This window comes from Vibrio cholerae (assembly GCF_008369605.1).
Taxonomy (GTDB): domain Bacteria; phylum Pseudomonadota; class Gammaproteobacteria; order Enterobacterales; family Vibrionaceae; genus Vibrio; species Vibrio cholerae.
In genome coordinates, this window is the sequence record NZ_CP043554.1 from 1743102 (window position 1) to 1766148 (window position 23047).

General features: G+C 48.2%; 21 protein-coding genes. 17 read left to right on the forward strand and 4 right to left on the reverse strand.

Features of this window, described 5'->3' with window-relative positions; genetic code table 11:
- Positions 1–76: 76 nt before the first annotated feature.
- The 9 genes from yeiP (at position 77) to F0316_RS08120 (ending at position 9352) form a co-directional block, all read left to right on the forward strand.
- The gene (gene yeiP / locus F0316_RS08080) at positions 77–643 is read left to right on the forward strand and encodes an elongation factor P-like protein YeiP (protein ID WP_001123591.1); all 567 of its coding nucleotides are present in this window, start codon (positions 77–79) and stop codon (positions 641–643) included.
- Between the two features lie 4 nt (positions 644–647).
- Positions 648–968 (forward strand): HI1450 family dsDNA-mimic protein, encoded by a 321-nt coding sequence (locus F0316_RS08085; protein ID WP_000818872.1) that lies wholly within the window; start codon positions 648–650, stop codon positions 966–968.
- Between the two features lie 138 nt (positions 969–1106).
- The gene (locus F0316_RS08090) at positions 1107–2054 is read left to right on the forward strand and encodes a DUF3187 family protein (protein ID WP_149560390.1); all 948 of its coding nucleotides are present in this window, start codon (positions 1107–1109) and stop codon (positions 2052–2054) included.
- A 115-nt stretch (positions 2055–2169) separates the two neighbouring features.
- Positions 2170–2880 carry a histidine utilization repressor gene (hutC, locus tag F0316_RS08095; protein ID WP_033928387.1) on the forward strand — a complete coding sequence of 237 codons (711 nt, stop codon included), beginning with the start codon at positions 2170–2172 and terminating at the stop codon, positions 2878–2880.
- 103 nt (positions 2881–2983) lie between these two features.
- The gene (gene hutI, locus F0316_RS08100; RefSeq protein WP_149560391.1) at positions 2984–4192 is read left to right on the forward strand and encodes an imidazolonepropionase; all 1209 of its coding nucleotides are present in this window, start codon (positions 2984–2986) and stop codon (positions 4190–4192) included.
- A complete protein-coding gene (hutG, locus tag F0316_RS08105) occupies positions 4182–5204 on the forward strand; it encodes a formimidoylglutamase (RefSeq protein WP_149560392.1) in 1023 nt (340 codons plus the stop codon). The genes hutI and hutG overlap by 11 nt, the downstream gene beginning before the upstream one ends.
- Before the next feature lie 18 nt (positions 5205–5222).
- Complete coding sequence (gene hutU / locus F0316_RS08110; RefSeq protein WP_149560393.1) at positions 5223–6920, forward strand: urocanate hydratase; 1698 nt, start codon at positions 5223–5225, stop codon at positions 6918–6920.
- A gap of 11 nt (positions 6921–6931) precedes the next feature.
- Positions 6932–8467 (forward strand): histidine ammonia-lyase, encoded by a 1536-nt coding sequence (hutH, locus tag F0316_RS08115; protein WP_148553711.1) that lies wholly within the window; start codon positions 6932–6934, stop codon positions 8465–8467.
- A 159-nt stretch (positions 8468–8626) separates the two neighbouring features.
- Positions 8627–9352: a DUF3581 domain-containing protein gene (locus F0316_RS08120; protein ID WP_148553710.1), complete on the forward strand. Its 726-nt coding sequence runs from the start codon at positions 8627–8629 to the stop codon at positions 9350–9352.
- Between the two features lie 75 nt (positions 9353–9427).
- Here F0316_RS08120 and vesB read toward each other — a convergent pair whose 3' ends face one another.
- The 3 genes from vesB to ydiJ form a co-directional block, all read right to left on the reverse strand.
- The gene (gene vesB, locus F0316_RS08125) at positions 9428–10639 is read right to left on the reverse strand and encodes a GlyGly-anchored extracellular serine protease VesB (protein WP_059260372.1); all 1212 of its coding nucleotides are present in this window, start codon (positions 10637–10639) and stop codon (positions 9428–9430) included.
- A gap of 250 nt (positions 10640–10889) precedes the next feature.
- Complete coding sequence (locus F0316_RS08130) at positions 10890–11351, reverse strand: methyltransferase family protein (RefSeq protein ID WP_000792733.1); 462 nt, start codon at positions 11349–11351, stop codon at positions 10890–10892.
- A gap of 55 nt (positions 11352–11406) precedes the next feature.
- Positions 11407–14442: a D-2-hydroxyglutarate dehydrogenase YdiJ gene (gene ydiJ, locus F0316_RS08135; protein WP_172625995.1), complete on the reverse strand. Its 3036-nt coding sequence runs from the start codon at positions 14440–14442 to the stop codon at positions 11407–11409.
- 212 nt (positions 14443–14654) lie between these two features.
- Between ydiJ and F0316_RS08140 the strand changes: the two genes are divergently transcribed.
- The 7 genes from F0316_RS08140 to F0316_RS08170 all read left to right on the forward strand — a co-directional run bounded on the left by F0316_RS08140 (position 14655) and on the right by F0316_RS08170 (position 20340).
- Complete coding sequence (locus F0316_RS08140; protein WP_000742113.1) at positions 14655–15338, forward strand: DUF3334 family protein; 684 nt, start codon at positions 14655–14657, stop codon at positions 15336–15338.
- A gap of 135 nt (positions 15339–15473) precedes the next feature.
- A complete protein-coding gene (locus F0316_RS08145; RefSeq protein WP_000360767.1) occupies positions 15474–16157 on the forward strand; it encodes a DUF2786 domain-containing protein in 684 nt (227 codons plus the stop codon).
- Positions 16158–16259: 102 nt separating this feature from the next.
- Positions 16260–16928, forward strand: a complete 669-nt coding sequence (locus F0316_RS08150; protein ID WP_001927630.1) for an OmpA family protein — start codon at positions 16260–16262, stop codon at positions 16926–16928.
- Positions 16929–17028: 100 nt separating this feature from the next.
- Complete coding sequence (locus tag F0316_RS08155; protein WP_001239595.1) at positions 17029–18045, forward strand: J domain-containing protein; 1017 nt, start codon at positions 17029–17031, stop codon at positions 18043–18045.
- 150 nt (positions 18046–18195) lie between these two features.
- Positions 18196–18378, forward strand: coding sequence for a hypothetical protein (locus tag F0316_RS08160; protein WP_000493165.1), 183 nt, complete (start codon positions 18196–18198; stop codon positions 18376–18378).
- Positions 18379–18669: 291 nt separating this feature from the next.
- Positions 18670–19068 (forward strand): hypothetical protein, encoded by a 399-nt coding sequence (locus tag F0316_RS08165; RefSeq protein WP_001914771.1) that lies wholly within the window; start codon positions 18670–18672, stop codon positions 19066–19068.
- Positions 19069–19233: 165 nt separating this feature from the next.
- Positions 19234–20340 (forward strand): phosphoribosylaminoimidazolesuccinocarboxamide synthase, encoded by a 1107-nt coding sequence (locus F0316_RS08170; RefSeq protein WP_149560395.1) that lies wholly within the window; start codon positions 19234–19236, stop codon positions 20338–20340.
- 201 nt (positions 20341–20541) lie between these two features.
- On the opposite strand, the gene F0316_RS08175 is transcribed toward F0316_RS08170, so the two are convergent.
- Complete coding sequence (locus F0316_RS08175) at positions 20542–20892, reverse strand: hypothetical protein (RefSeq protein WP_000460959.1); 351 nt, start codon at positions 20890–20892, stop codon at positions 20542–20544.
- A gap of 465 nt (positions 20893–21357) precedes the next feature.
- Here F0316_RS08175 and F0316_RS08180 point away from each other — a divergent pair, with 465 nt between their 5' ends.
- Positions 21358–23046, forward strand: a complete 1689-nt coding sequence (locus tag F0316_RS08180) for an NAD-dependent malic enzyme (RefSeq protein ID WP_001058123.1) — start codon at positions 21358–21360, stop codon at positions 23044–23046.
- Position 23047: the final 1 nt, after the last annotated feature.

Genomic DNA, 23047 nt, shown 5'->3' on the forward strand with positions numbered 1-23047 from the left:
GCAGGGGGAGAGATATTCCTTTTCTCCCCTTCCTTTAGTTATAATGCTGCCACTTTTTACACGAAGGATATATTTCATGCCAAAGGCAAGTGAACTCAAAAAAGGTTTTGCCATCATTTCTAACGGTAAGACTCTGCTGATCAAAGATATCGAAGTGACCACTCCTGGTGGCCGCGGCGGTTCAAAAATCTACAAACTACGTTGTACTGACCTAAACACAGGCGCACGCGTAGATGAGCGTTACAAATCTGATGACGTTCTGGATACCGTAGAAATGAACAAACGTCCGATCTCTTTCTCTTACATTGATGGCGATGAGTATGTCTTCATGAACAATGACGACTACACCCCATACAACTTCAAGAAAGATGAAATCGAAGACGAACTGCTGTTCATCACTGAAGAAATTCAAGGCATGAGCGTAGTATTGGTTGACGGTGAAGCGGTTGCGATTGAACTGCCATCTTCTGTTGAAATGGTGATTGAAGAGACGGATCCATCAATCAAAGGTGCTTCTGCCTCTTCTCGTACTAAACCAGCGCGTATGCCAACTGGATTAGTGGTTCAAGTTCCAGAGTACATTGCAACGGGCGATCGTATCGTTATCAATACTGCTGAACGCAAATTCATGAACCGAGCGTAATCTTATGGCTGAGCTTATTTCTATCGACGACACCATTGATACCGCATACGACATTTTCTTGGAAATGGCGCCAGATAACCTTGAACCTGTAGACGTGATTCTGTTCACGGCGCAGTTTGATGATCGCGGCGCGGCTGAGCTGGTCGATGTCGGCGATGACTGGGATGACCAAGTGGGTTTCGAAGTCGATAAAGAAATCTATGCCGAAGTACGCATTGGTCTGGTGAACGAAGAAAATGATGTGCTGGACGATGTGTTCGCCCGTATGTTGATCAGTCGTGACCCAGATCAGAAGTTTTGCCATATGCTGTGGAAGCGTGACTAAACTTCTCAACGCCAGCTTTCGAGCTGGCGTTGCTCTTTATTGACATTCCAAGATGTTAGATTGAGACATAAACCCAAGCCTTATCACAAAAAATTCCGCTAAACTTAACTCAAGTGCAATCAAACTGTGAGTTAGACGATGCGATTCATCCCATTGCTTAGCCTTATTTGTACTCTGGTGACTTTTCCTAGTCTGGCGAATGAATACCGTTACGGCCCATTCATCAATTACGCCCAAGCACCTCTCGCCAGCCATTCCCTTACTCCACAGCTACGCGACGGATTTTCACTCCCGCGGGATAGCCAAGAGCTGTTTGGTGGATTTTCTGCTGCCAGTATCTGGAGTGATAGTCCGGGTTATGAGGGGGATTACTACCAAAACCAGTTCACCTTAGGTCTTAAATGGCAATTTGCACCCCGTTGGCAGGCGGAGCTGAGCTATCGGTTTAGTCAGGCGTGGGATAACCAGTTGGATTCGCTGACCATGGGCTTTCATGATCTATTTGGTCTGGATCAAAATGGGCGTGATAGTGTTGACAAACACCGTTTTCATATTGCCGTTCCAGAGCACAAGATTGCATGGGATGATTTTTCTGGCTCCACTCTCAGCAGCGCCTTTTCTGTTTACACGCAGTACCAAATCCACACTTCCGAGCAGCATGGTCTTTCACTCGGTGCTACGCTCTATTACAACCAAAATGGCTTATTACGCTTAAACCGTTTTGAGCAAGCACTGCAACTGAACTACACCTATCAGCAGGACGCGCATCGAATTTATGGCCTGCTCGGCGTAGTTCATCACAACAGTGCGACAGGCACGCTACCAACGAAAAAATCGACCCTCACTCTGGCAGCGGGTTATGAGTACCAACTCAATACCAAGCACCACTTGTTTAGCTCTTTTCATTTTTATCAAGGCACAGTGGAAAGCCCCAAGGAGCTTGAGAAACCCGCAACAGAATATGTGCTGGGTTATCGCTACGTAATGCCATCCAGCGCCTTGGAGCTTGCGTTAACTGAAAACGTCTTCAGCACCGATAACAGCACGGATATTGCGCTGCACATCAGTTATCGCTATCGCTTGTAGGCGTTATCACTCAGTAAAATCTGCGCAATGTGGCAACTTACACACAAAAAGTTGCAAAACTTCGATTTCAAAGAAATGATTTGTCTATGCAAATGATTTTTGAAAGAGTTGAAACTTGTCTCCACGCTATCTGCAAATCAAACAATTTATGCTCGACAACATCGAGTCGGGTCGTTGGCCAGTCGGTTATCGTACCCCCACTGAATTAGAGTTAACGGAGCAATTTGGTGTCAGCCGCATGACGGTCAACAAAGCGCTGCGCGATCTGGTCAGTGAGGGAAAATTACAGCGCCGCCCACGTTTAGGCACCTTTGTTTGTGCGGCAGAAGAGAAAGCCGAATCGCCTTTGCTGGATATTCGCAACATCGCGGATGAAATCCTCAGTCGCGGTAAGCAGTATCACAACAAAGTGGTTGAACAGCGTGCGCTGAACGCCGACGAAGCTGTCGCCATCAAGCTCGGTGTGATGGTGGGTAGCCCAGTGTTTTACAGTGAAATCATTCACTACGCTAACGATATCCCGATGCAACTGGAAGTGCGTTGGGTGAATAGTCGTTCGGTGCCACACTATTTGGATCAAGATTTTACCCAAATTACGCCCAACCAATATTTGTCGCAAAACTGTCCACTGAGCGCGATTGAGCATACTGTAGAAGCCATTGTGGCCGATGCGCATGTCAAACAAGCCCTTGCACTTGCGGCTAATGAACCTTGCTTGCTACTCAATCGCCGTACTTGGAGTGGTGATAAGCTGATTAGCTCTGCCCTGCTCTATCATCCGGGTTCGCGTTATAAACTCAGCTCGAAAATTCTGTTCAACCAATAGCCCCACATGATCACATTTTCGCAACATTCAAGTTGCGAACTTTCACGCTTTCCACTATTTATTTGTATATACATTTGAATTATCGATATCTGGATGGAAAGCGATGAATTGTGTGTTGACCGAAGCGCGTTTAGTAACCATGCAACCGGGCGTGCAAGGTTATCAGATAACCGAGCCGCAAACCCTCATCATTGAGCAGGGGCGCATTCAGCACATAGGCCAACATATTGACCTTCCCAGCGATGCGCATTCTATCTCGTGTGCCGGCAAATTAGTCACACCGGGATTGATTGATTGCCACACCCACTTGGTTTATGCCGGCAGCCGCGCCAACGAATTCGAGCTGCGTTTACAAGGCGTGCCCTACCAAGCCATCGCCGCCCAAGGTGGCGGCATTCTTTCTACCGTGAATGCCACTCGTAAGGCCAGTGAAGAAGCGTTGATCGAGCTGGCGCTACCGCGTTTGGATGGTCTGCTGCGTAGCGGTGTCACTTCCGTTGAAGTGAAATCTGGCTACGGTTTAACGCTCAAGGATGAGCTGAAAATGCTGCGCGCCGCCAAAGCGCTGGAGCAGCATCGCCGCGTCAAAATCACCACCACATTACTTGCCGCGCACGCACTGCCTCCTGAATTTCAAGGCCGTAGTGATGACTATATCGCGCATATTTGCCAAGAGATCATTCCTCGGGTTGCCGAAGAGCAACTGGCCACCAGCGTGGATGTGTTTTGTGAGTCGATTGGCTTTAGCGTGGCGCAAACTGAACGCGTGTTTCATGCTGCGCAAGCGCATGGCTTGCAAATCAAAGGTCATACCGAGCAGCTTTCCAACTTAGGCGGCAGCACACTCACCGCTCGCATGGGTGGGCTCTCCGTTGACCATATCGAATATCTTGATGAAGCGGGCGTGAAAGCATTGGCGCAATCGAGCACGGTTGCCACCTTACTTCCCGGCGCATTCTACTTTTTGCGCGAAACCCAAAAGCCGCCGATTGAATGGCTGCGCCAATATCGCGTACCCATGGCCATCTCTACCGATTTAAACCCCGGCACCTCACCATTTGCCGATTTGTCCCTGATGATGAATATGGGCTGTACCTTGTTTGGCCTAACGCCAGAAGAGACGCTGCGCGGTGTCACTTGCCATGCAGCGCAAGCCTTGGGTTACGCCGCAAACCGTGGACAAATCGTAGAAGGCTACGATGCTGATTTGGCGATTTGGAATATCGAACACCCTGCCGAGCTGAGCTATCAAGTCGGCGTTTCTCGCCTGCATGCTCGCATGGTGAATGGAGAGCTAAGCTATGAATCCTAATTTCACCACAGAGCACACTTGGCAAGGCCGCCATGATGCCGAAGATGGCCAAGCTGGGCGTCGTGTGCACTATATCGCTTGTCCCATTCAAGTGGGCGAGCTAGCGAACCAAGAGCCGGGTGTGGCGTTGATCGGTTTTGAGTGTGATGCGGGTGTGGAACGCAACAAAGGTCGCATCGGAGCCAAACACGCGCCCAACCTTATTAAGCAAGCACTGGCCAATCTCGCGTGGCACCATCCCACCCCCATTTACGATTTGGGCAACATTCGCTGTGAAGGTGATGCATTAGAGCAAGCTCAGCAAGAATGCGCGCAAGTGATCCAACAGGCTTTGCCTCACGCGCGGGCCATCGTACTCGGCGGCGGACACGAGATTGCTTGGGCAACCTTTCAGGGTTTAGCACAACATTTTCTAGCAACAGGCGTAAAGCAACCTCGGATCGGCATCATCAATTTTGACGCGCATTTTGACTTGCGCGCGTTTGAATCTGGGGTTGAAACAGCGTTCGTTCCAGTACGCCCAAGCTCAGGCACGCCGTTTAATCAAATCCACCATTTTTGCCAGCAGCAAGGTTGGGATTTTCATTACGCCTGCTTGGGAGTGAGCCGCGCCAGCAATACGCCCGCGCTATTTGAACGCGCAGATAAGCTAGGGGTTTGGTATGTTGAAGATAAAGCCTTTTCGCCTTTGTCACTCAAGGATCACCTGACTCAATTACAACACTTTATTGATGATTCTGATTACCTCTATCTCACCATTGATCTGGACGTGTTTCCGGCGGCCAGTGCGCCCGGCGTCAGTGCCCCTGCCGCGCGCGGTGTGAGCATAGAAGCGCTTGCCCCCTATTTCGACCGAATTCTTCATTACAAAAACAAACTGATGATTGCCGATATCGCCGAATACAACCCGAGTTTCGATATTGATCAGCACACCGCGCGCTTAGCCGCTCGTTTGTGTTGGGACATTGCTAACGCGATGGCCGAACAAGTGCAATCTATCCGTCACCCGTGAATCAAAAGGAGTCTCAACATGACACAGTCATCTGCACAAGGAACAAGACTGGACACTCAGCGCACCATTCGCGCCCCTCGTGGCACGCAGTTGCGCGCCAAATCTTGGCTCACTGAAGCCCCACTTCGCATGCTGATGAATAACCTCGACCCCGATGTGGCTGAACATCCTCATGCGTTGGTGGTGTATGGTGGCATTGGTCGCGCCGCGCGTAACTGGGAGTGCTTTGATAAAATCGTCGAAGTGCTGGAGCGCCTCGACGATGACCAGACTTTACTGGTACAGTCGGGTAAACCGGTTGGGGTTTTCCCCACCCACAAAAATGCGCCACGCGTGTTGATTGCCAACTCCAACTTAGTACCACACTGGGCAAACTGGGAACATTTCAACGAGCTCGATAAGCAAGGCTTGATGATGTACGGCCAGATGACGGCAGGTTCTTGGATTTACATTGGCTCACAAGGCATAGTGCAAGGCACTTACGAAACCTTTGTCGCGGTTGCGAAAAAGCATTTCAATGGCGATGCCAAAGGCCGTTGGGTTTTGACTGGCGGATTGGGCGGCATGGGCGGCGCGCAACCTTTAGCGGCGACGATGGCAGGATTCTCGATGATTGCGGTGGAATGTGATGAATCGCGCATCGACTATCGTCTGCGCACCGGTTATGTCGACAAAAAAGCCAACACGCTTGATGAAGCGCTGGCGATGATCGCCGATACCGATCGCCCAATTTCTGTCGGCTTACTGGGTAATGCCGCTGACGTCTTCCCCGAATTAGTCAAGCGCAACATCACGCCTGATGTGGTGACGGATCAAACCTCGGCACACGATCCACTCAATGGCTATTTACCACTCGGCTGGAGCATGGAAAAAGCCGCGCAGATGCGTCAACAAAATGAAGCTGAAGTCGTCAAAGCTGCCAAAGCTTCGATGGCGATCCAAGTCCGCGCCATGCTTGATTTGCAAGCTCGCGGCGCTGCAACGCTGGACTATGGCAATAACATTCGCCAAATGGCGCTGGAAGAAGGTGTTGCCAATGCGTTCGATTTCCCCGGTTTTGTGCCGGCCTATATTCGTCCACTCTTCTGTGAAGGGATAGGTCCCTTCCGTTGGGCGGCACTCTCTGGCGATCCGGAAGACATTTACAAAACCGATCAAAAAGTCAAAGAGCTGATCCCTGACAACCCACATCTGCATAACTGGCTGGATATGGCGCGTGAGCGAATCCACTTCCAAGGTTTACCGGCTCGTATTTGCTGGGTGGGTTTAAAAGATCGCGTTCGCTTAGGCTTAGCCTTTAACGAAATGGTGAAAAATGGCGAACTTAAAGCGCCAATCGTGATTGGCCGTGATCACCTCGATTCAGGCTCAGTCGCTAGCCCGAACCGCGAAACGGAAGGCATGCTCGATGGTTCAGATGCAGTCTCTGATTGGCCCCTACTCAATGCGCTACTCAACACCGCAGGCGGAGCCACTTGGGTTTCTCTGCACCACGGTGGCGGCGTCGGTATGGGGTTCTCACAGCATTCCGGTATGGTGATTTGCTGCGATGGCAGTGATGATGCCGCCGAACGTATCGCTCGTGTACTGCACAATGATCCAGCCACAGGCGTAATGCGCCATGCTGATGCAGGCTATGACATCGCCAAACGCTGCGCGCAGCAGCAAAAACTCGATTTACCTATGCTCAACGCCGAGCTGGCCAAACTCAAGTGAGGAAAGAAACCATGTTGCACCTGATGATCAAACCCGGCCAACTCAGCTTAAAACAGTTGCGTCAAGTGAGCCGCTCACCCGTGGTGTTATCCCTCGATCCAGAAGCGATTCCGGCGATTGCCGAAAGCGCCCAAGTCGTCGAACAAGTGATCAGCGAAGGACGTACCGTTTACGGCATCAATACCGGATTTGGCTTGCTCGCCAACACCAAAATTGCCCCGCAAGATTTGGAAACGCTGCAAAAGAGCATCGTGCTTTCTCATGCTGCGGGCATCGGCGAGCTGATGTCGGATGAAACCGTTCGTTTGATGATGCTACTTAAAATCAACAGCTTGGCGCGTGGCTATTCTGGTATCCGTCTTGAAGTCATCCAAGCTTTGATCGAGCTCGTCAATAACCAGATTTATCCTTGCGTACCGAAAAAAGGCTCGGTTGGCGCATCGGGCGATCTTGCGCCGCTGGCTCACATGAGCACAGTGTTGCTCGGCGAAGGCCAAGCACGTTACAACGGCAAAATCATTTCCGGTCTGGAAGCGATGAAAATTGCGGGGCTAGAGCCAATTACCCTCGCGCCGAAAGAAGGGCTCGCGCTTCTGAACGGTACTCAAGCCTCGACCGCATTTGCGCTCGAAGGACTGTTTGTGGCTGAAGATCTATTTGCCTCCGCCACTGTGTGCGGTGCGATGTCGGTCGAAGCCGCTCTGGGAAGCCGTCGCCCCTTCGATCCGCGTATCCACCGCGTGCGTGGGCACCGAACCCAAATGGATGCTGCAACGGCGTATCGTCACCTGCTCGATGTCAGCAGTGAAATTGGCCAATCCCACAGCAATTGTGAAAAAGTGCAAGACCCATACTCTCTGCGCTGCCAACCACAAGTGATGGGCGCTTGTTTGCAGCAAATTCGAAGTGCCGCTGAGGTGTTGGAAGTCGAAGCCAACTCGGTTTCTGATAACCCACTCGTGTTTGCCGATGATGGCGACATCATCTCTGGCGGCAACTTCCATGCTGAACCTGTGGCCATGGCAGCGGATAACTTGGCGCTGGCGATTGCTGAAATTGGCAGTCTCTCCGAGCGGCGTATGGCACTGCTGATTGACAGTGCGCTAAGTAAACTACCGCCCTTTTTGGTCGACAATGGTGGGGTTAACTCCGGCTTTATGATTGCGCAAGTCACGGCCGCCGCCTTAGCCAGTGAGAACAAAACCCTCGCGCATCCTGCGTCAGTCGACAGTTTACCCACTTCAGCCAACCAAGAAGACCACGTTTCCATGGCAACCTTTGCCGCACGCAGACTGCGTGATATGGGCGAAAATACTCGTGGTATTTTGGCGGTGGAATACCTTGCAGCCGCACAAGGATTGGATTTTCGTGCGCCATTGAAGTCCTCACCACGCATTGAGGAAGCAAGGCAGATACTGCGTGAAAAAGTACCGTTTTACGATAAAGACCGCTATTTTGCGCCGGATATCGAAAAAGCCAATGCTCTGCTGCAACTTGCCGTACACAACCGTTTAATGCCCGATCAACTGCTACCAAGCCAGCACTAACTGACTGAAAAATCGACATTTCAAGAGCCCTGCGGGGCTCTTATGCTTAAATCACTTGAAGTGGCAACTTTAAATAGCAAGAACATCTCCACTGGATAGACCAATGATCGTAAGATTCTGTCCTATAATGCGCGCAGTTTAGTTGAGATAGCGATAACCATGTTCCTGACTGCATACCATTCAAATCAACAGCACCAATTTCAATTTACTCGCCAACAGGCTAGCCACTTTGCCAAATTGGTCGCGGGTGATTTCAACCCCATCCATGACGAAGATAGTAAACGCTTCTGCGTACCGGGCGATCTGCTGTTTGCTGTATTGCTGCAAAAAGAAGGCATTAGCCAAAAGATGCATTTTGATTTCTCTGGCATGGTGAGTGATGGCGTTGCTCTACACATTGAAAATAAGTGTCAGCGTGAAAGCGCAGTCGTGGATGCCAGCGGCAAAGAGTATTTGCACATGTCACGTGAAGGTGAAGTCAACCGAAACCCTGCTTTTATTGAGCATGTGGTGACCAGCTATGTGCAGTTTTCTGGCATGAACTTCCCGCACATCATGGTGCCTTTGATGGAAGAGCAGCAGATGATGATCAACTGCCAGCGTCCACTGGTGATTTATGAATCGATGGAAGTGGAATTTACCCGTCTTGATCTCACTCATCCAGAAGTAGAATTTGCTGGCGCGACCTTTGATGTGGATGGCAAACGCGGCTTAGTGACACTCAACTTCGTATTTAAAGATGAAGGACAAGTGGTCGGTAAAGGCCTAAAACGTATGGTCGCCAGCGGTTTAAAACCTTACGACCAAGCGGAAATCGATGATCTCGTCAACCGTTTCAATGAGCGCAAAGAAGCCTTCCTTAGCCAGATTGAGCAAGCGGCATAATTCGCAGATCATCTAAATCTAATGCAAAAAAATAACCCGCGCACAGCGGGTTATTTTTTATTATGGTATTGCTAATCAAGCGTTTTTCCGTCTCATCAACAACGGGGCACAAAACAGCAAACCAAACCAGCCGATGGAACCGCCAGAAGAGGCACTTGGGGCAAAAGGCGAAGTATCCAGTTGAATACGAGACGTTGCACGTTTAGAACCTCCCGCATAGCTAAAGATCAACTCAAAGTCATACTGATATTGACGGTAGTGTTGCGCATCAACAGCCACTTCTACACTACAACTTTCACCAGTGGCTAGCGTCACTTTAGTACTGCACCCATCGGATAGCACACTAAAATCAGCGGGCAGACTTGAGAATGTGTTTCCTGTATAGGTCAGCGCATTAGCATCAAGGTTGGTATATGTAAATGATTGACTCACTTTACCTAATGGACGAATACCGAGATTGGCGACTTGATCATAGCTAAGCTGGTTAGTGTGCTTTGTGATCCAATCACGAAAATAACTGACGTTGGTATACACACCATAAGTGCCTGTTTTAGCGCATTGTTCATCACCCCAACTCACAATACCCAGTTGCTCTCGGCCCGTTTTAACTACAATTGGGCCACCAGAATCTCCCTGACATGAATCTTTCGTAAGACGAGCGGCACAAAAGTTGGTTGAATTAGGATCAGAAGAAATACCATTCTGCATAACAATTTGGCAAAGCGACTGCGAAATCAGGTCAACATCTACCTCTTGCAGTATCGGAGTAAATTGTGGCGGTTTTGATTGCACGGTAATCCCCCATCCAGCCACTGTTAAAGGAGTTAATGCTGGTAAAGACGTGCGTGTTGCAGGACCCGCTAAAGTGATAGCAGGCAAATTACTGGTTTGTACTAACTCGACAATCGCAATGTCATTCAATAAGTTACTGGGACTATAACTCAAATGACGGTAAATTTTTTGCGCGGCAATCCTTTCTCCTTGAGAAGAGTTATTCAGATCATACGCACCAATAATGATATCCACACTAGCAGCACTACGACTATCAAAACAGTGAGCAGCAGTTAAGACATATCGTCCACCTAAGAAACTGCCGCCACAAAATTGCCCTTGATAAGCATCTGCACCGCGTTTAACCAGAGCCACAATCGATGGCCATTCGGCAGAGTTTGCATTTGAACCATTAATAATACGAGATGAAATATCTGCTGTGGATTCCGCATAGAGCAGTGTAGAGAAAAGAGAAAAACCGATAAAACACGACAGCAATTTAGAAACCTGATGCACAACTCAATCCTTTCATTAATCAGAAATTATCATTTGATAGCTCGTTATATCCCAACGACTTGGAACGATAGGTAGGCGACAAGTCAGTGACAAGTTTGTTGGGAACAAATTGCGCCGCGCGCCAGCCACTACCACTGCAACGTCAAGTAGGAAGGTTATCCTACGCACAAATCTATAAACCCCAGAAATGTTTCAAACTCTTTTTTCACAAATATGTGAATTTTAGCTAAAAATGCTAAGTAATCGGACATTACAACCAGCGTCTCACTCGCTTTTTGTAATGTAGATAGGCTTCGCCAAACTTGGCTTCTAGAATCCGCTCTTCAGGCTCGATTTGGTATTGATTCATGTACAACAGAAAGCCGCCAACTATCACCAAGCTAAGAGCGTTCTCTTGCCAGTAAGCAAGCCCAAACAGCAGGAGCAGTAAGCCGAGATACATAGGATTGCGGCTGAGTGCAAAAACGCCGCTGTCTACCACAGTGGCCGCGAGATCCGGAGCCATGGGGTTCACCGTCGTTTTAAAACGACGAAACTCCAACAAACCTGCAATCCCCCAGAAACCTGAGCTGCAAAAACAGAGCGCCATGACTAGGCTTGGCCACGGTAGTGTAATGGTTAACGTTGGAAAGAGAATGGAAGAGAGATGGATGAGCGCCAAGGCCACCAGAAAAACCGCGACTGGAGGAACCTTTAATTCTAAATTTTTCATAATCACCTCAATTCAACTGAATGAAAAAGCCCAGTGGAGTCACTGGGCATTCTGTTTATAGCAAGTGTAACAGAGCCTGCAACGGATGCTTAGGTTTGATTTGCTCAAACCGTTTCACTTGGCTACGACACGAGTAACCAGTCACCAAACAGCGTTCTTTCGGTAGCGACGCTAATGCGGGTTGCCAACTCAAATCGTAAATATCGCGAGACATGGTTAATTTATCCACCTCATGCCCAAAGGTACCCGCCATACCACAGCATCCTACCGCCACCGCATTGAGCTGCGTACCAAAGTGGCGGAAGATTTCCACCCACTCTTTTTCTGCATTCGGCAGCTTAGTTTTCTCCGTACAGTGCGCTAATAGATACCAAGGCTGTGCATCGGTTGCCTGAGGCGTAAACTGCGACAGGCGTGGTTTGAGCCATTCATGAACCGTCAGAACCGAAAACTCACCGCGATCTTTGCCTAATATTTCAACATACTCATCGCGATAACAAAGCACCAAAGCAGGATCTACACCCACGAGCGGAATATTGAGATCCGACACTTGAGTCAGAAATCCCGCGCTATTCGCTGCCGTCGAACGAAATTGGCGTAGAAAGCCTTTAATATGTTGCGCTTTGCCATTGGGTTTAAACGGCAGCAATACTGGTTTTTTGCCTAATTTAAGCAGTAGGGCGACAAAATCTTCGACCACATCCGCATCGTAATAACTGGTAAACGGATCTTGCACGATCAACACATGTTGCTCGCGCTCTTCTTGCGATAACCCCGCCAAACGCTGCATATCAAACAGGACGACGGGATGACGGCGTAAACGCTGTGCGAGTGTCGGTACCGACAAGAGTGGCGCATCAACATAACCCACCGTTTTAGCGGTTAATTTTTGCACCGAAGATTGTGCTAACACGCTATTTACCAGTTGCGGAGCCTTCGCCATCACAGGTAATAAGGTTTCGATATTCGCGACTAAATAATCTTTGACTGGGCGCGGATAACGGCTGTGATAGATATTCAGAAACCGCGAGCGGAAACTGGGCACATCCACCTTAATCGGACACTGGCTTGCACAGGCCTTACAGGCCAAGCAACCATTCATCGCTTCGTACACTTCATGCGAAAAGTCGTACTCTTTATCTTTGCTAAAAGCATGACGAACCCGATCCAGCATAGATTTAATTGTTGGAGAGGATTCGAGCGTGGCTTTTTCAAGATCGAGAATATCAATGCCTTGCTCTGTCAGTTGGCGTAACCATTCCCGCACTAATCCTGCGCGCCCTTTCGGCGAGTGGCGACGATCCGCCGTCACCTTCATTGAAGGACACATCGGGGAGCTAGTTTCGTAGTTAAAGCACAAACCGTTACCGTTACACTCCATCGCTTGCTTAAAGCTGTCGCGCACTTTGACGTCAATTTGGCGATCGTAAAAACCGCGTTTAGTGTCGGAGACTTTCACCAGCTCAAACGGTGTATCGAGTGGGGTACAAATCTTGCCCGGATTCATCTTATTGTGCGGGTCAAACGCCGCTTTCACACGACGCAGTTCAGTGAACAGCTCCTCACCAAAAAATTCAGGGCCATATTCCGAACGATAGCCTTTGCCATGCTCACCCCACATCAAGCCGCCATATTTAGCGACGAGCTTAACCACTTGGTCGGAGATTTCACGCATCAACAGTTCTTGTTTGGGATCGCACAAGTCAAGCGCAGGACGCACATGCAATACGCCCGCATCCACATGCCCAAACATGCCATAAGCCAGATTTTTGGAATCGAGTAGCGCGCGAAATTCAACGATAAAATCGGCTAAGTTCTCTGGCGGCACACAGGTATCTTCGGTAAAGGCTACCGGTTTAGCGCGGCCTTTGGCTGCGCCGAGCAAACCCACCGCTTTTTTACGCATATTGTAAATGCGGTTGATGCTCGCTAAATCACTACAGACTTGATAGCCAATAATTCCCGCTTGTTGGTTGGCCATCATCTCATCAAGGCGCGCGGTTAATTGTGCGACTTGCTGATTAATCTGCGTGCTGTCTTGGCCAGCGTATTCGACCATATTGATGCCTTGCATCTCTTTGCCCGGCACATCGGTCAGCAAGTCTTTTACGCTGTGCCAAATAATGTCTTCTTTGGCAAGATTGAGCACTTTCGAGTCAACGGTTTCTACCGACAAAGCTTTCGCTTCAACCATCAAAGGCGCATTACGCAGTGCGGAATCAAAGCTGTCGTATTTCACATTCACTAACGTGCGTGCTTTGGGGATTGGCGTTAAATTGAGTTTAGCTTCGGTAATAAACGCCAGTGAGCCTTCAGCGCCACACAACACCCGGGTGATATCAAAGCGATCTTCGGCTTCATTCAGGGCATTTTTTAAATCGTATCCGGTCAAAAAACGGTTGAGCGGCGGAAATTTCGCGACAATTTGCTCACGTTTGGTACGGCAAACCTGCTCCGTGACTTGCATCGCTTGCGCAGCAAAGGTATTGGGAGCAGGCAAACCTTGCGAAAGATCGGTTTCCAGCAAAGAACCATCGGCAAATACCGCTTGCAGCGAGAGTACGTGATCCGACGTTTTGCCATATTGTAGCGACCCTTGCCCTGAAGCATCGGTGTTAACCATGCCGCCAAGCGTCGCGCGATTACTGGTCGAAAGATCGGGAGAGAAGAAAAAACCGTGTGGGCGTACCGCATCATTGAGTTGATCTTTAATGACGCCCGCCTGCACTCGTACCCATCCCTCTTGCGGGTTAATTTCTAAGATACGATTCATATGCCGAGACAAATCAACGACCACCCCTTTGGTCAGCGATTGACCATTCGTGCCCGTACCGCCACCACGAGGTGAAAAAGTCACTCTCTCAAATTCTGGTTTTGAACTAATCTTTCCTATAAGAACAACATCAGCGGTGGATTTAGGATGTACGACCGCTTGAGGCAATTGTTGGTAGACGCTGTTATCCGTCGCTACCGCAAGACGGCTGGAGTATTGGGTTTCAATATCGCCGGTAAATCCTGCGGTTTTTAACTCGTGTAAAAAAGTTAAAACCACCGGATCAACGTCGGATTGGTGATGGAGTCTTGGTAACATTTGCTTCCTGCCCCTACTACGCTGATCCAATCAGCTTTGGGTTATTGTTAGATTTTAAAGAGTAATCTTTGAATTCGGTCACTTTACAACATTTAAAATGGTGATCAAATCAGAATCTGAGTGCCAGAATGCGGTGAAACAGAATTTTTTCAACTTTGTTATCACCGAGCCATTCTGTTATTTCGCTTATTTAGAACTGTATGGAAAAAACGATGAAAAAAAATCAAATAGTAACAACGGAAGATATCCTACTCATGCTGTGCCAATCGGTTTCTACGGTTCTCACGTCCGCAACGAATTCACCGATTCACTATTCCGCAATGGTACAAAAAATTAATAAAACCTCGCTGAAACCAGATTTCGGCTGTTTTGTGTTGTTTGATGGCGGTTTTACTGGCCTTGTTGTGATCAACTTTACCGCCAAAGCTGCGCTTGAGGTTTACACCAATTACATGCGTAACATGGGCATGCCAGAAGAAGAACTCGCGGTATTACACACCTCCGATGAAGTTGGCGATGTATTGGGTGAGCTGATGAACCAGCTTGTCGGTGACTTCACCAACAAAGTGCGTAAAGAGCTGCAAACCAACATTACCCAGAACCAGCCTAAGATGCTTTCGTTGAACAAACAGGTGCTTTTATCTGTAGATACCAACCTTGATCGTCCACAGGCGCGACGTGTGACATTTTCAACAGCCAATAACAACATCTTTTATCTTGAACTGGCGATGGACAAAACCGAGTTTATCCAACTCGAAGAGTTCGACGTTCAGGAAGATGAAAGCCCTGACGATATTCTGGCCGCAACACAGAAACAGCAAAAATCACATTCAGTTGCTAACCACTCCGAAGAAGACAGTGCGTCTGCCGATTTGTTGGATCAGCTCGGCATCTAATCTAACCCCTTCTCAAAAATCGTTTAGCGTATCAGGCTATCTTGTAAGAGATGGCCTCTTCCCTTTTCCTTAGCCGCCAAAAACGCTAGAATGTCGGACTTTTCTTAAGCCGTACCGAATCTATTTTGCTTGCTAATGGATAAACAAAAAGCCCTTAAAAAAATCGCAAAATGCCTTGAGCTAGGTAATTCCGCCAATATTAATGAAGCCGCAAACGCGATCAAAATGGCGCATAACCTCATGCTCAAGTATGGTCTCGACAAAGACGATATCGAGTTCATCAAAATGGGCAAGACACAGTCAACCCATTTGCTTCCGGCTGCCATTTCTTCTGGGATTTTGCGAGTGATCCGAGGCATCAATACCCGATTCGGTGTGGAAGCCGTATTGCTCAACCATAAAGGCTTAAAACGCGTTGAATTCATTGGAGAAGCAGATCGTGCCATCTTCGCGGCTTTTGCTTTTGACATTATCTATCGCGAAATGAACGAGCAAACAGGCCAATTCCGTAACAGTTTTGCTGGGACCGGAACCTCTTCACTGGAGGTGACACGCCGAGTTAACTCGTTTGTTTCTGGCTGGATTGAAGGCGCTTTAGAAAAATTACCCATCATCACTCCGGACGAAGACTCCATGAACAAAATCAATAGCTATATTGATAAGGAATTTGAGAATATCGACCGTGAAACCTTCAAACAGCAATTGCGTGAAGCGATGAAAAATCTGACGGAAGATTATGAGACGGGACTCAAAAAAGGTCGCCGCGTCTCAGTCAATCGCCCGATTCACGGCGCGCAAGCCCCAAAATTACTCAAATAAGCATTTGTAAGAGATTGGTAAAATGCGCACCCCACTGATTGACGGGGAACGAGAATTCTCGTCTATTGCGCGAAATATCATTCAATAAACGGAGAGAATGTGTTGAACAAAACCACTTTGCTGTTAGCCGCAGTCGTCGCTTTGTCTGGCTGTCAGGCTACCCAACGCCAAAATGCGACAACCGGAGAAACAGAAACCAACGCCACCACTAAAGGTGCATTATTAGGCGCCCTAGCCGGTGCAGCCGTTGGTTTAGCGACAGGTGACGATGCCAAAGAGCGCCGTAAGCATGCCTTAATCGGTGCAGCTGGGGGCGCTGCAGTCGGCGGCGGTATCGGGTACTACTTTGATCAGCAAGAAGCAGAGTTACGCAAAGCATTACTGGATTCCGGTGTTCAAGTGGTACGGGTAGGTGAAAATCAACTGATGCTACGCATGGAAAACGGTATTGGCTTTACCAGCAACTCTTACCAACTCGATAGCTATATCCATAAAACTTTACGCGGTGTCGCGCGTATTCTGGTCGAATACCCAGATACCAGCTTAGTGATTGAAGGCCATACCGATAGCACAGGCAGTGATACCACCAACCAAGTGCTTTCTGAGAAGCGTGCCGAGTCAGTGCGTTCATTCCTGTTATCTCAAGGGGTTGCAGCGGGGCGTGCAATTGCTCGTGGTAATGGTGAGCGTTTCCCTCTATGCTCAAATAACACCGCAGAAGGACGCGCTTGTAACCGCCGCGTCGAGATTCAAATTCTGCCACTCAAATAGTGTTTAAACGCTCATTAGCTTGAAGTTGCAGCCATAACGGCTGCACCTTCAACTAAACAGCGAATTGACCGAACGTTTCATTTTCAGGGAAAGAAAGATCATGCGTTTGCGGAGTTTATGGCTGTTTTTGCTATTTTCATTGCCACTGGCGGCCGCTGATGATGTCACAAGACTCACCCAACTTGCCCAAGAGCAAAATCCGCAAGCTCAATATCAACTCGCTTTGGCTTATCAAACCGGAAGTAGCACCCCACAAAACCTGAATGAAGCGTTTTACTGGTTTTTACAATCCGCTGAATTGAACCATCCACCCGCCATGGCCCAAGTCGCCAACGCATATCTGACAGGCCAAGGAGTGGAAAAAGATCCACTGCAAGCCCAATATTGGCTTATCAAACTAGCTCTGGCTGGAAATCCTCAAGCGGGTACGACCTTAGCCAAGTGGTATGAACAACATCCCACCGCGATTGCGGCGCTCGATCTGGCTGAGATTTGGTATCGAGTCAACGCCAATCAGGACCCAGAATCTGAGCAAGGATACGCGCGTCTACTGGAACAAAAATTCAATCAGCAACGCGAAAGACAGCTCAACAGCATAGGTCAATTGGATAACCTGATTGATCGGGATCTTGCCCGACCCGCCAGCGCACTACCCGTTAATAAAGAAGCGCAAACCATCACCAGTGATTGGCTATTGCCGACTTTGGTGGCGCTCATCTTATTACTCACCATCATCACGATCCGCATGATATGGCGCAGACAACGCAACCATATCGTCGCGGTAAAACACGTTGACTACGAAGGGAAATGGAAAGAGCAACAGTTCATTATCAAAAGGCAAAAACAGCAGTTAGACCATCTCTATCAAGAGTGTAAACGGCTACAACAGAACCAAACCAGCGACCTTAACGGCCAAAAAGTTGCGATGGCCTACGCCTTAATGGGTTTTCACCAAAACCAACGGCCTGACGTCAAAATGATCAAGCTGCGCTACAAACAGTTATCGAAAATTTATCACCCTGACCTGCATGGCAGCGAAGAAGAGATGAAGCGCTTAAATAGCGCGGTAAAAATCGTGATCGATTCAGTTAACAAATCGTTACAGAAACAAGCATAACATCTGAAAATTCCGACTCAAGGCTTGAAAAATCAGCCTATGCGCAATCGATCTCCTTCTCATCCATAATTACAAATAGTTAACTTTTTTTATTTAGACGTGCCATAATCCGCGCGAAATTTACGCCTGATTTAGGTGGGAGAGAAGACAATGTTTAGCGTAGAAGGCATCTGTGATTGGTGTAAACAGCCAAAACTACTGACAAGACATGAATATGTGGATGGTAAAGCACATCATTCTTGTGAAAACTGCAATGAGTTTGCCCGAATGGATGTAAGGCAATTTAATTTAGCCGAGATGGCATTCCGAGAAAAACAACAAGCAGCTCGATAAACTGCATCCCCTTAAACTTGAAAAAGCGCCTTCTGGCGCTTTTTCTGTTTTCTCCGCACATACCTGTATAAGCTGCCGCACGGCTTCCGTGGCATTGCTCACAAAAACCGCATATACCTACTTTTTTCCACCTTTATCAACAAGAAATAAAACCAATACAAATCAAACAGATAACAAAAATCATCGTGTAGCAACGTGAATTTCTGTGCTTTTTTTATCCAAAAACCAGTTGCAAAAACAACCAACCAATAATACTGTATTTACATACAGCATGTATGGAGAGACAGTATTATGCTACACACTGAATTCAAACATTTTGGCTTACATAACTCGCCCACACTCAGCGCATTACGTGCAAAGAATGATCTGGGCGAGGCAAACCTGATGCTGCGACTGGCCAGTTTGTCAGAGCGCCCACAATGGATTCTCTATACCGCTCAATGTCAACGTCCGAACCGTCAATCACTCCATGAGCATCAGATCGATTGTGGCAAGGTTATCCATCTCAAAGCATCAACATGCCACTCTGAAGCAGAGATTGTCGCAAAAGCGATTGCCTGCCGAACCGCCAGTGCGATTGTGGCATCCAATGCGATAGATAGCGTGACTCAAAAGCAGTTGATTCACTTTGCCAAGCAGCATGGCTGTGAGCTGTTTTTTATTAAGCAAACCACGCATTCACTGCACTGATCCATAAACCACCTTTACTTAAACAATCTGGCAGGGATAAATTTAAGCAAACGTTTGCTTTTTGTCTGGCAGCATAAATTAGTTCTGGTATCATGCGCTCAGCCCGCGGTTTTTCACTCAGCGAAATCGCTAAAACGATGTTTGAATTCAGATAGGAATGTCTCAATGAGCCTTGCAGATCAAGTCCTTGCCGTCAATGACGACCTCCCCATTCGTACCCATCAGCCAGTACATAGCGGTAAAGTTCGCTCGGTTTACTGGCTGACTGAGCAAGACAGCCGACGCCTAATTAAAGAAAAAGGTTATCCGGTTGCAGAAGATGCCCCGCTGGCCATTATGGTCATCAGTGATCGTATTTCAGCCTTCGATTGCATTTGGCACGCGGAAGGCGGTGTCCATGGTGTACCGGGTAAAGGTGCGGCGCTCAATGCTATCTCGAATCATTGGTTCAAACTGTTCAAACAACATGGTTTGGCAGAGAGTCATATTCTCGACATTCCTCACCCTTTTGTGTGGATTGTACAAAAAGCCCGTCCTATCAAAATTGAAGCCATCTGCCGTCAATACATTACTGGCTCAATGTGGCGTGCTTACACCAAAGGTGAGCGCGAGTTTTGTGGTATTACCCTACCAGAAGGTTTAGAAAAGGACAGCCAACTGCCAGAGCTACTGATGACTCCGTCGACCAAAGGTATTCTGCGCGGCATCCCCGGCGTGCCAGAAGCCGATGACGTGAATATCTCGCGCCAAGATATTGAAGCCAATTACGCAGCATTCAACTTCAATCAACCACAAGATATTGACCATTACGAAACTCTGCTCAAGCAAGGTTTTGCTGTGATCAGCGAAGCGTTAAAAAGCGTGGGACAAATCTTTGTCGATACCAAATTTGAATTTGGCTACGTAGCAAATCAACAAGGACAGCAAAAACTGATCTATATGGATGAAGTAGGCACCCCTGACTCATCACGCATTTGGGATGCGCAGCAATATCAGCAAGGCAAGATTGTCGAAAATTCCAAAGAGGGATTCCGCCAATTTTTGCTGAACTACTTCCCAGACCCAGACATTTTACTCAACAAAGATCGCATGCCTGAACGTGAAGCGCTCGCGCGTGACAATGCTTTACCGCTGGAAGCGTTAATGGATATCTCGCGGACCTATTTGGGTATTGCTGAAAAGATCACGGGGCAACCTATCCATCTGAGTAATCAGCCAAAACAGGAAATCATCGCAATCCTAGATAAAGAATATGGGCTGATTGAAAGATAAACTCCATCTGCGGCTTTTGTTATGCCTCGCTGCTTTGAATCATAAGCCAGCGGCAAGCACGAGCCAGCAACGGATGAAAAACTAAGGGGCTTATTTGCTTGAACTACTTGGCGTTGCAGGTACACGGCAAGTAGCAAGGGTATAGCCCCTTAATTGCACTCCTACTGAGTGTTCTTCTACTCACCGCACCAGAGAAGTTCTTTAAAGCTTGATCAAAAACTCTTCTTGATTGGTAGATTCAATATGCGCTGCGCTTTTGCTTTGAATCGTGGTTAACTGCTGCTCATCCAAGGCGTAAGGCATGACTAAGGTTAATTCATCAATGCCTTCTTGTTTGGCTAATTTCACTAAAGTGATCACATTCGATTCATCACTCGAACGGGTGGAAAGCTCTTTGAGCGCGACATCCCACAGGCGTTCTTGCGGACTCTGTCCCGTTTTGATCGCATCGAACCAGACAATTCCAAACACTGGAGCAAAAGAGCTGATGGCTTCCGAGAAAGTCCACTTTTTCGCACAGGATGCCCCCAAAAAGGTGGTGTAATCGAACACTGCGCTAATCCTTGCTTTTTCCATTTTGTCCCCCGACGCCATTGGCAACACAGTGCTGCAACTATTGACCAAGCCTTGCTATATAGCAATACGATATAAAAAAACGGTCTGTTATGATGCGCAATCGGTTTCAAAGGCTATATAAAAACCAATTTAGTAACACTGTACCTACATTTTTAAAATGATATGTGCCTTGTTGATTAATATTTTCCTATTCAAACAAAATCGTGCTGCCGAACAATGATTCCTTCTTATTCGATGAAGCGCTAGACGCTGTTATTCCCTTGCTTAACTCGTTGCACATAAATCCCTCACTCTAAACCGATAAACCTGTTTTAAACACTGTGCTTGCGCACAGAAGCAGGATAATCAACAGAGGCAAGCCGTTTGTCTATTTACAATCCAACCAGCAAGTCGGTATCATTTTCGCGTTTCACTTCTACCCTACCAATCAATAGGCCGAACATGAATAACGATAAACGTCCGCTGTATATTTCCTACGCAGGCCCAGCTCTTCTCAGTACTCCTCTGCTCAACAAAGGTAGTGCCTTTAGTGCGGAAGAACGTGCTTCTTTTAACCTAGAAGGTTTACTGCCCGAAGCGACGGAAACCATTCAAGAACAAGTGGTACGCGCATACCAACAGTACCGTGGTTTTGAAAGCGACATGGATAAACATATTTATCTGCGCAACATTCAAGACACCAACGAGACCCTATTCTACCGCTTGGTGCAGAACCATATTTCCGAGATGATGCCAATCATCTATACCCCGACAGTGGGTGCGGCGTGTGAGAACTTCTCCAACATTTATCGCCGTGGCCGTGGCTTGTTTATCTCTTACGCTAACCGTGATCGTATCGATGACTTGTTGAACAATGCCGCCAACCACAACGTCAAAGTGATTGTGGTGACCGATGGCGAGCGTATTCTCGGCCTTGGCGACCAAGGTATCGGCGGTATGGGGATTCCTATTGGTAAACTGTCACTTTACACCGCTTGTGGTGGCATTAGCCCAGCGTATACGCTTCCTGTGGTTCTGGATGTGGGTACGAATAACCCGCAACGTCTTGCTGACCCTATGTACATGGGCTGGCGTCATCCACGTATCACTGGACCTGACTACGACAACTTTGTTGAAGAGTTTATGCAAGCCGTGCAACGTCGCTGGCCAGATGCATTGATCCAGTTTGAAGACTTTGCCCAAAAGAACGCCATGCCACTGCTTGAGCGTTACAAAAATCGCGTGTGCTGTTTTAATGACGACATTCAAGGCACAGCGGCGGTCACCGTCGGCTCACTGCTTGCTGCCTGTAAAGCGGCGGGTAGCCAGCTTTCACAGCAACGTATTACCTTCTTGGGCGCGGGCTCTGCAGGCTGCGGTATCGCGGAAGCGATCATTGCGCAAATGGTGTCTGAAGGCATCAGCGATGAGCAAGCGCGCTCACAAGTTTACATGGTGGATCGCTGGGGTCTGCTCGAAGAAGGCATGCCAAATTTGCTCGACTTCCAACAGCGCCTAGTGCAGAAAAAAGCCAACACGCAACATTGGACAACGGAAAACAACGGCTACTCGCTGCATGATGTGATCCGCAATGCCAAACCGACCGTGCTGGTTGGTGTGTCTGGTGCGCCCGGTCTGTTTAGTGAAGAGATCATCAAAGAGATGCATCAGCACTGTCCACGCCCTATTGTCTTCCCGCTATCTAACCCAACAAGCCGCGTTGAAGCTCTGCCGAGCGATATTATCCGTTGGACTAACGGTGAGGCTTTGGTCGCGACAGGTAGCCCGTTTGATCCTGTGCTGCATGAAGGCAAAACTTACCCAATTGTGCAATGTAACAACAGTTATATTTTCCCGGGTATCGGTTTAGGAGTTTTGGCAGCAAACGCACGCCGCGTTACCGACGAAATGCTGATGGAGTCGAGCCGTGCACTGGCAAGTTGCTCACCGCTTGCCATCAATGGTCATGGACCATTATTGCCGCCTCTGGAATCTATCCACTCTGTTTCGAAGAAGATTGCTTTCGCAGTAGCGAAAAAAGCGATTGAACAGGGTGTGGCTCCAGAAGTCACCGATGAAGCGCTGGAAGCCTCAATTGAACAACATTTCTGGCAACCAGTTTACCGCCGTTATAAGCGCACTGCGTTTTAAT